The 8,937-nt window shown below is 53.2% G+C and carries 4 protein-coding genes; 1 reads left to right on the forward strand and 3 read right to left on the reverse strand.

What is annotated here, in order from left to right; genetic code table 11:
• The first annotated feature begins 57 nt into the window (after positions 1-57).
• On the forward strand, positions 58-2,130 hold the full coding sequence (locus ACIGG6_RS16300) for a S9 family peptidase (RefSeq protein WP_399845885.1): 2,073 nt from the start codon (positions 58-60) through the stop codon (positions 2,128-2,130).
• Here ACIGG6_RS16300 and ACIGG6_RS16305 read toward each other — a convergent pair.
• Genes ACIGG6_RS16305 through ACIGG6_RS16315 form a run of 3 tightly spaced genes read right to left on the reverse strand, consistent with a single transcriptional unit; the run spans position 2,096 to position 8,737 of the window.
• Positions 2,096-2,707, reverse strand: coding sequence for a biliverdin-producing heme oxygenase (locus ACIGG6_RS16305; RefSeq protein ID WP_399845888.1), 612 nt, complete (start codon positions 2,705-2,707; stop codon positions 2,096-2,098). The genes ACIGG6_RS16300 and ACIGG6_RS16305 overlap by 35 nt on opposite strands.
• Positions 2,697-4,184, reverse strand: a complete 1,488-nt coding sequence (locus ACIGG6_RS16310) for a GAF domain-containing protein (protein WP_399845892.1) — start codon at positions 4,182-4,184, stop codon at positions 2,697-2,699. The genes ACIGG6_RS16305 and ACIGG6_RS16310 overlap by 11 nt, the downstream gene beginning before the upstream one ends.
• The gene (locus tag ACIGG6_RS16315) at positions 4,184-8,737 is read right to left on the reverse strand and encodes an EAL domain-containing protein (protein ID WP_399845894.1); all 4,554 of its coding nucleotides are present in this window, start codon (positions 8,735-8,737) and stop codon (positions 4,184-4,186) included. The genes ACIGG6_RS16310 and ACIGG6_RS16315 overlap by 1 nt, the downstream gene beginning before the upstream one ends.
• Positions 8,738-8,937 lie beyond the last annotated feature (200 nt).

The raw sequence follows: 8,937 nt of genomic DNA on the forward strand, positions 1-8,937 counted from the left end.
CCCTCATGTGGGTGGAAGCACCCGACGTTGATTTCCCGTTATGGTACCTATCAATTTATGAAAGCACAGCCTGGTATGCACGAAGGCTCGCCCGTAGCGCGCTATTATCGCGCCGATGACCCTGAATGGCACTGGTTAGAAGACCGCGAAAGCGCTGATGTCAGCGATTTTCTTACCGCGGCAAACCAGCAGCATGCCAACTGGTTTGCACCGCTCTCGCCCCTGGCGGACACCCTCTACCACTCGCATTTAGCGCGCCGTGAATTGGCGGTGAAAAGCCTAGAGACAGCGCTCGACTACTTTACGTTCTGGAGCGAGACCGGCGCTGAAGATGATTACCCCTGCTGGTGGCGCTACCCGAACGGCCAACCTGAGCAAAAAAGCTGTTTTTTTGACGTTCGCGAGCGCGCCGCCGAGCAGCCGTTCTACGATATGGGTGATATGGCGCTCTCCCCGGATGAGCAGTGGCTCGCCTGGACCGAAGATACCCAGGGCGACGAACGCTTTACACTCTGGTTAAAAGCGCTGCCTAACGGCACCCCGCGCCAACTGCTTAGCGATATCGGCCCCAGCGTTTGCTGGGCAGAGGACCAAACTGCAGACGGCGCCACGCTGCTGTTTACCCGTTTCGATGATACCCAGCGCCCTGACAGCCTATGGCGGCTATGGGTCGCGTTCGCAGAACATGTGCCCATGCAAACACCGGCCCTGGTGTTACGCGAGGCAGACCCAGAATTTTGGGTAGGCGTGGGTAAGACGCGCTCTAAAGCGTGGTTGATCATCGAGAGCGGTTCAAAAGATACCACCGAAGTTCTCGCCCTGCCTGCCGACCAGCCCGAAATACCCCTCATTTGCCTGCATGCCCGCGAGCCGGGCGTGGAAGTCAGCATTGATCATCGCCCAGGGGTCTTTTATCGCTTACATAACCAGACGGGCCCCCACTTTCAACTGGATATGCGCGCCGAAAGCGATAACGCAAGTTGGCAGCCGCTGATTGCGCATCGCGATGACGCCACGCTGGAGGGGGTTGATGCGTTTGAGTGGGGCTTGGTACTTGCTGAGCGAAGCCATCAGGATGCGCAGGTACTGCTGCGGCGCTTGGAGCTGGATAGTCACCATCAAACGCTGCTTGATAGCTACATTGACCTGCCCGAAACGCCCTGTTCACAGCTGCTGGAAGACTCGCCACACTTTAATGCGCGCACACTGCACCTGCGCGAAGAGTCGTTTACCCGCCCACCGAGCTGGTATGCCTTAGACCTCGATAGCGGTGTACGCACGCTGTTAAAACAGGTGCCCATTCACGGCAACTTGGCGCCTGAACAGTTAGTTAGCCGCAGAGTATGGGCCACTAGTCACGACGGCGAGCAAGTCCCGGTATCGGTGGTCATGCGAGCAGATTTGGCAGGCCAGCCACTGCCCACCCTCTTATACGGTTACGGTGCTTACGGTGAAGCGCTGGACCCCTGGTTCTCGATTGCCCGCCTAGAGCTACTGGAGCGCGGCGTGGCCTTTGCTGTGGCCCATGTGCGCGGCGGCGGCGAGCGCGGCGAACCGTGGTACTTAGCAGGCAAGATGGCTCATAAAGAGAACAGCTTTCACGACTTTTTAGCCGCCCGTGAAGCGCTTGTGGCCACCCATATCAGCCAGCCTGAGCGGATAGTCGCCTGCGGTGCCAGTGCAGGCGGATTGCTGGTGGGTACTTGCATCAACCGTGCGCCGGAGGCCTTCTGCGCGGCGGTGTTGGATGTGCCTTTCCTGGATGTGCTGCGCACCATGCAGAACCCAGAGCTGCCGCTCACCACCGCCGAGTACACCGAGTGGGGTAATCCTGAAGCACCCGATGTGGCTGAACGCATCGCCGGTTATTCCCCCATCGACAATATTCGTGAGCAGCATTACCCCGCCCTGTGGATTGAAGGCAGTTGGTTCGATACCCGGGTTAGCTACTGGGAACCCGCCAAATTCTACGCCCGAGTGAGTCAGGCACAGCAAGGGGCTGCACCTACTCTGCTACATACCGATATGAGCAGCGGCCACGGCGGCGCATCGGGAAGGTTTAAGGCGTGGCGCGATACCGCTCGCCAGGATGCGTTTATTCTGTGGGCACTAGGGCTAGCGGAGGCGTAGTCGTCGCTGGCAGAGAGTCCGTTAACGCCTTAGTAAAACCACTAAACGCTTGCTGTGCGCCCCGCAATATCTGGGGCCATGAACCTGATGGGCAAATGGCCTCGGCAAAGCACCAAAAACCCGCCCACCCGGCGGGTGTTAGCGGCGTCTCGGTAAAGAATCGGCAGGGAATCTGTTCACCAAGGCAGCGTTTGGCGTGTCGGCCTATCACTTCGCCTCCCAGGCGAGAACCTTCTAGCACGTATAACATGCCTACCATTTCATAAACGCTAGCTGGCACTGCAAAACACCATGCAGGCAGCAACGGCTGATTTAACTGCGTTAGATCGTGACGTAATAGCGGCTCACGCAGCGTCAGTGCATAGCGGCTGTTGCGCTTCTCTATGGCTTGACTTAACGCATTCTCAAGCCCCGCTATGGCAGGATATAAGCAAGCTAGCGCTGCGCCGTAGGTAGCCATAGTCACGTTGGGACGTAGAAGAGCCCTCAATGCTGGATGATGATCCACCCGATGATGGTCTGCTTGTGTTTCCTGTTTTAACCAGTAGGCCAGCGTAACGGAAGAATCACTCTCCATCATTCCTCCATGGCATACTTTTCGCCTGCTGCAGTAAGGTACGTAACTTCAACAAATAGAGCCGAGTGCTCGCTGACCAAGGTCGGCTATAGCCAACTCGTTGCTCAATCCAGGATTCAAATGAGCGTCTTGGCGAAACCGTCCTACTACCTTCCCGGTAGTCAACGGGCTTATCAGGGTTACCGCCCCAAACCACTTCGTAAAGATGTTCAACACGGCATAGGTAAAGATTGACGAAATGGTGCTGATCTAATGGCAAATCACTGATTAGAGCCACACCGGCCACCTCACTCAATGGCATATCGCTACAATCACGCCGCAAGCAATCACTGATCCATACATTAGAGGACGCCTGAGCCGCCTGTTGCGCCACTATCTGCATTACATTGGGCGTCAAACCAACCCCTTTCTGATAATACTCACCACCCATTTGCAACATCACTCCATCTGCTGCAAACGTATCCATTAACCACGCGCTGAGCTCGCCCCAGGCACTCTCAAGCTCGCCGTGGCGCATCAATACAGCTTTCGCATGGTCAAAATAGTGCTGAAGACCATCGATAACATCCAGGCGTCTGCGCGCTTTATAATCACGTAAGCGCAGATTAAATCCCTCACTTAGCGAACGCATGGCCTGCAACTGGCTAACGGTGAGCTGCCGAGGCTGTGCACAGTGGCAGGAAATCAACGCATCCAACTCTCCCGCTTGAATAATCGGTAGAGAAATCGCCCCACTCACGCCCATATTGGCCATATATTCCAAGTGAACGGGTGAAACGCTGCGCAAATCGACATAACTTAAGTCAGGCGTTACATTGGCCTCTGCCGCGAAAATAGGTACTGGCGCAGCAGTCGCATCTGGAATAGTTCGCCACGGGTTCTTTAGATAAAGTTCGCGAGCAATATAGGGAATGTCGCTCGCCGGAAAGCGCAGCCCTTGATAGCTTCCTGTCACTCCCTCCCGGCGGGCCTCCGCCAGCACTTCACCATCACCTTCAGGCATGAAGCGGTAATAGAGCACCCGATCAAAACCACTCAGCGTTAATAGTGCCTCTATAAGTGACTGGCACTGCTCTGCCAGCTCATCCGCGCTTACTGGCACTGGAATGACGCCATTAAGCATCGCCATGGGGTCTGGGTGAGTTTCCACCGGATAGAGCTCATACACCCATCCGCCCTCATTGGGCGTGACCACCACATCAAATTCTTGCTGTGGGCTATCGCACTGGCCCACATAACGCCCACCAGGGGGTAACGCAGGCAGCACCGAGGCAATGTCGCGCAGCATCGCTGGCAAAAACTGGCCAAGTGAAACGCTGTCAGCAGCATCGTCCAGTAGCGTTTTACAGTTGGCGGAAAGGTGCGTAACGATGCCTGATGAATCGGTTATGATCAGTGCACCGTGGGGCTGAATAGCCCCAGATAGGTGGAGCTCTTCCTGCTCGCACTGATGTATAAAACCACGGGGTTGGTCCATTAAGTCGCATCCTGCGGGTGGTATTCGGTATTACTACCATTGACGGAAATTAAAGCGGCAAAATCAGCCAGCGCTAGTGGTATGGACAGCAAATAGCCTTGAACAAAGTCGCAGCCGTTTTCAACTAGCCAAGTAAGCTGCGCCTGCGTCTCGACCCCTTCGCCAACAGTACAAATACCGAGTGCTTTTGCCATGCCTAAAATAGCTAGGGCAATCGCTTGATCTCCTTCATCTTTTCCGCCTAACCCATCAACAAAACTTTTATCAATTTTCAATTCTGCCAAGGGCAAGCGTTTCAAGTACGCCAGCGACGAGTAGCCGGTACCAAAATCATCTACCGCTAGCTTGATACCTGCTTCGCGCAATTTTTCGATGTTGCCAAGCGCTGCACTGGAGCGATCTACCAAGGTACTTTCGGTGATTTCAACCTGCACCAGCGAGTGCGGTACTCGATATTGCTTCAAGCAATTAAAAAGATGCGTCACAAACCGCTCTTCCTGAAAACTACGCGCTGAGACATTCATAGCAATAGGCGGTGGGTTGAGCCCCTCATCTCGCCATGCGGCTAACTGGCGTATCAATAGCAGGGCTACATAGCGGTCGAGTTCCAGTATCAACCCAGTGGCCTCGGCAACGGGAATAAAATCGGCGGGACTCACTGCGCCCAAGACCGGGTCGTTCCAACGCAATAGCGCTTCCGCGCCAGAGAGTCGCGGCTCAGGCACGCAAGAAAATTTAGGTTGGTACACTAACCGTAACCGTTTGTGCTCCATGCCTTCACGCAGCGCCTGCTCAATGGCTACATCGCGCATTAAACGTGCTTGAAGCTCGGGCTTGAACAGCTCAAAACGGTCACGGCCGTTCTCTTTGGCCCGATACATGGCAGTATCAGCTGCTTTGGTCAGCCCTGCTACGTCATCACCATCATCAGGGCAAAACGCCAAACCAATGCTGGAAGTCACAAACAACGCATGTCGACGAACATCAAAGGGTTTTGAGAGCGCTTCCACAATGCGCTTGGCAACCTGCTCCGCGCCTTCGATGGTGGTATCCACGAGAATAATCGTGAACTCGTCTCCCCCCAGGCGAGCCACGGTATCCATATCGCGCACTAATTCCTTTAACCGGCTTGCCACCTGAATTAAAAGTTCGTCGCCAACGTCATGCCCTAATGTATCGTTGATGCTTTTGAAGTTATCCAGATCAAGAAACATCAATGCGCTTAGTTGCTCACTACGCTTTGCATGAGCAATCACAACCTGCAAACGGTCCTGAAACAAGGTGCGATTAGGCAACCCAGTGAGAGCATCATGGGTTGCCAGATATTCGGCTTGGCGTTGAGACTCTTTAATATGTGTAATATCTGAAAAAACAGCCACATAAAGTGCATCATCATGGCTATCGGGTGCAATAATGTTAAGCGTTAACCATTGCGAAAAGAGCGTCCCATCACGACGTTTGTTGAAGACCTCACCCTGCCAATAGCCGTGTTGCTGCACGACATCCCATAAGACATAGCAAGTTTCAGGAGTTTGACCTCCTCCTTGGTTCTCTTCTTCACAGTACAATAGGGGAAGTGCAGGTTGCCCCTCCACTTCACTAGCAAGAAACCCCGTAATGCGACTAAAAGCGTTGTTGACCGATTGCACCTCACCCAGGGCATTGATCACAACAATCGCTTCTCCAGCCTGCTCAAATACTTTGGCTGCCACTTGCATATCCCGCTCAGCGTGCTTACGCGCGGTGATATCCTCTGACTCGGTCAGAATCAAGTAAGGGTGACCTTGTTCATCACGAAGCACTTGGTGTACACACGACATAATACGCAAGCCACCACCCTCGCTTGGTAGCAGGTGTTCTGCCTTGACTATCTGCTGATAGCGAAGTGCTTCTAGATCCCGCGACCACACTGAACCTGCATAGGCGTCAGGAAATAACTCAAATACATTCCGCCCAATGAGCTGCTCCTGGGTTAGCCCAAACGTGTTCAAAAACTGGGGATTCGCAAAAGTATATCGTCCGTTAAGATCTTTCAGCGCAATCATCACCGTGCTGCTTTCCATCAGCGCATGCAACTGTGCCTGGGACTGGCGGAGCTTGGCCTGTACCTGGCTAAGGTCGGTAACGTCCATTAAAGTGACGACTAATAATTCAACATCTCCATGTTGATTAACTCCAGGTGTAATCAGCCGCTGGAGCAGCCTCCCATCAAGCTCGAGGATGTTCTCATCTGGCGTTGCCTGATGTGCTACCTGGATCAACGCGTCCTCTAAATCGTTAAGGACAGCAGGCAGTCTAAGCCCAGAGACATGACGCTGTAATGCCGTCGGGCGAACGCTGAAGTAGCGCGCCGCTGGAGCGTTATAGCGTTTGAGACAAAATTCGTTATCGAATACAAGCAGCGGAAAATCTAGCGCATCATAGAGATAGGCATATTCATCATTTAGCTTAGTGAGCTCGCCAGTCTTAATATTAAGCTCTTCATTAAGGCTGATTAGCTCCTCATTGGTGGCCTGCAACTCTTCATTGGCAGCCTCTAGCTCTTCGTTAGTTGCCTGCAATTCCTCATTGGAAGCCTGCGCCTCTTCATTGAGTGACTGCATTTCTTCATTGGCCGTCGCCAACTCTTCAATGAGCGACTGCAAGTGCTCTCGAGTAGCCTCCAACTCCTCCTCAAGGCTCTCAAGACCATCAAGTTGCGGCGGCTCCATGAGCTGGTCTAATGGCACGTTGGTGGGCTTTTCACTCTCTAAAAGTGGCGACAATACTACCAATATTCGTCGGTCATCTTCTTGCTCAGTGAGCCCCCGCACACTCAAACGCCACCACTCTCCCTCATAGCGTCGACGCCGCCCTAGCTGAGGTATCCGTTGCTTTTGGAACTGGTGAAGCAGGGACATTAGCTCGCCACGAAAGGGGGCACTCATGACGTCCTGAATGCCTACTTGGGTGCGGCCTGCAGGAAAACGTAAAAAGCGCTCCACATCTCCTGCGGTATGCTGAACATTGCCGCGCGCATCGCACAGTGCAACGGTGGCGCCCATATGGGCCACTAGCGCATCAAGCAGTTGCTGCATATCCCGATCACGCCGTTTTAAGGGCGAGGCGGCCCGCTGGACAACCGGAGCATGTTCATTGAGTTCTCGACTTTCGCCCTGCTTGGTAAATAAGCGCTCACGTCGATCTAGTGGGGTAAACAGCGTCTCAGAGTGACCAACACTCTCGGAGCGCCCCAAAAAGAGAACACCCTTGACTCGCAGCCCAAAATGAAAACGCTGTAGCACTTTCGTCTGAAGTTCATGATCGAAATAGATCAATACGTTGCGGCAGGTAATCAGGTTTAAGCGCAAAAACGGCGGGTCATCAACAAGATTGTGTTTAGCAAACACAATCATATCGCGTAGGATTTTGTTGACTTCAAAGGTGTGATCATTCTTTACAAAGTAACGCTCTAGCATAGGCTTGGGCAGCGCCTCTAGGGCTGCGCCGAGATACCGGCCTCTACGAGCGATTTCCAGCGCGTCTTCATCAATATCAGTGGCAAAAATCTGTACAACCACTTGGCTGCTTAAAATACGCTTTGCCTCAGCGATCATTAGCGCAATCGAGTAGGCCTCCTCCCCAGTTGCACAACCCGCCACCCAGATTCTCAAAGGCGTGTTGTCTACCTGCTCCACCATATGGCGTACCGCTTTTTCAAGCGCTTCAAACGCGCTGGTATCACGAAAAAAGGCGGTAACCGATATGAGAATGTCGCGGCCTAACTGCTCAAGTTCAGCAGGTTCACTTTCAGCTAAGGCAAGATACTGATTCATATCCGTAACATTTGTTGCTATCAAACGACGGCGTATACGTCGGCTTAAGGTACCCTGCTTATAGCCAGAAAAGTCCAGTTGACGACGCTCTTTTAGCAGCTCAAGCAGCCGCCTTGGTACCTCAATCTGATTGCCTTCAAGGCTGGCGCATTCAAGCCGGGCAAGCTTGGCCAAGCGTGACGCCATTTCTTCAACATTTAAAATGTAATCAATAACTCCTGCGCCTATTGCAGACTGAGGCATCCCATCATACTTAGCACTTTCAGGCGTCTGCACCATGGTCACGCCGCCCGCCGCTAGAATCGCCCGCAAACCTGCAGTGCCATCCGACCCGGTTCCTGACAGGACAATACCCACCGAGGCCTCATGAGCATCAGTGGCTAATGACACAAAGAAATCATTGATTGAAGGCTTCGGCACTACATGCGGCAAGGCGGGTGTTGTGTAAAACACGCCCTCTTTTATAGTGGCATTGGTATTAGCAGGTACTACATAAATAACCCCTGCTTCAGGGCGCTGGAGGCTTTCAAGCCGCGTTACCCGTAGCCGTGTTTCACGACTAAGAATATCCACTAGCATACTCTTATGGGTAGGCGAGACATGCTGCAGCACTACATACGCCACTGGCAATGCGGGATCAAGCGGACGAATCAATTTCGAGATAGCTTCGAGCCCGCCAGCAGAGGCGCCTATTCCCACCACCAATGGCGAAACGGAGGCAGAGGTTGCAGCAGTCATGAGGTTCCTTTGCTAATCGAGAGATCTTTTCGCCAGTCTACACAGCTCGATAGCAAAGCTATACGGTCTCTTTCGATAAACTATCAACGTTAGCGCTGGTTAGCATTGAATCGCCCCGGGTATTCTAGACACCCGTTAGGCTCTTAAAGTAACGCCTTTCATACTCAACCGGTGACAAGTTATCACTTGTGCCGTGTCGG

It is taken from the genome of Vreelandella lionensis (genome assembly GCF_044543515.1).
GTDB lineage: Bacteria > Pseudomonadota > Gammaproteobacteria > Pseudomonadales > Halomonadaceae > Vreelandella > Vreelandella lionensis.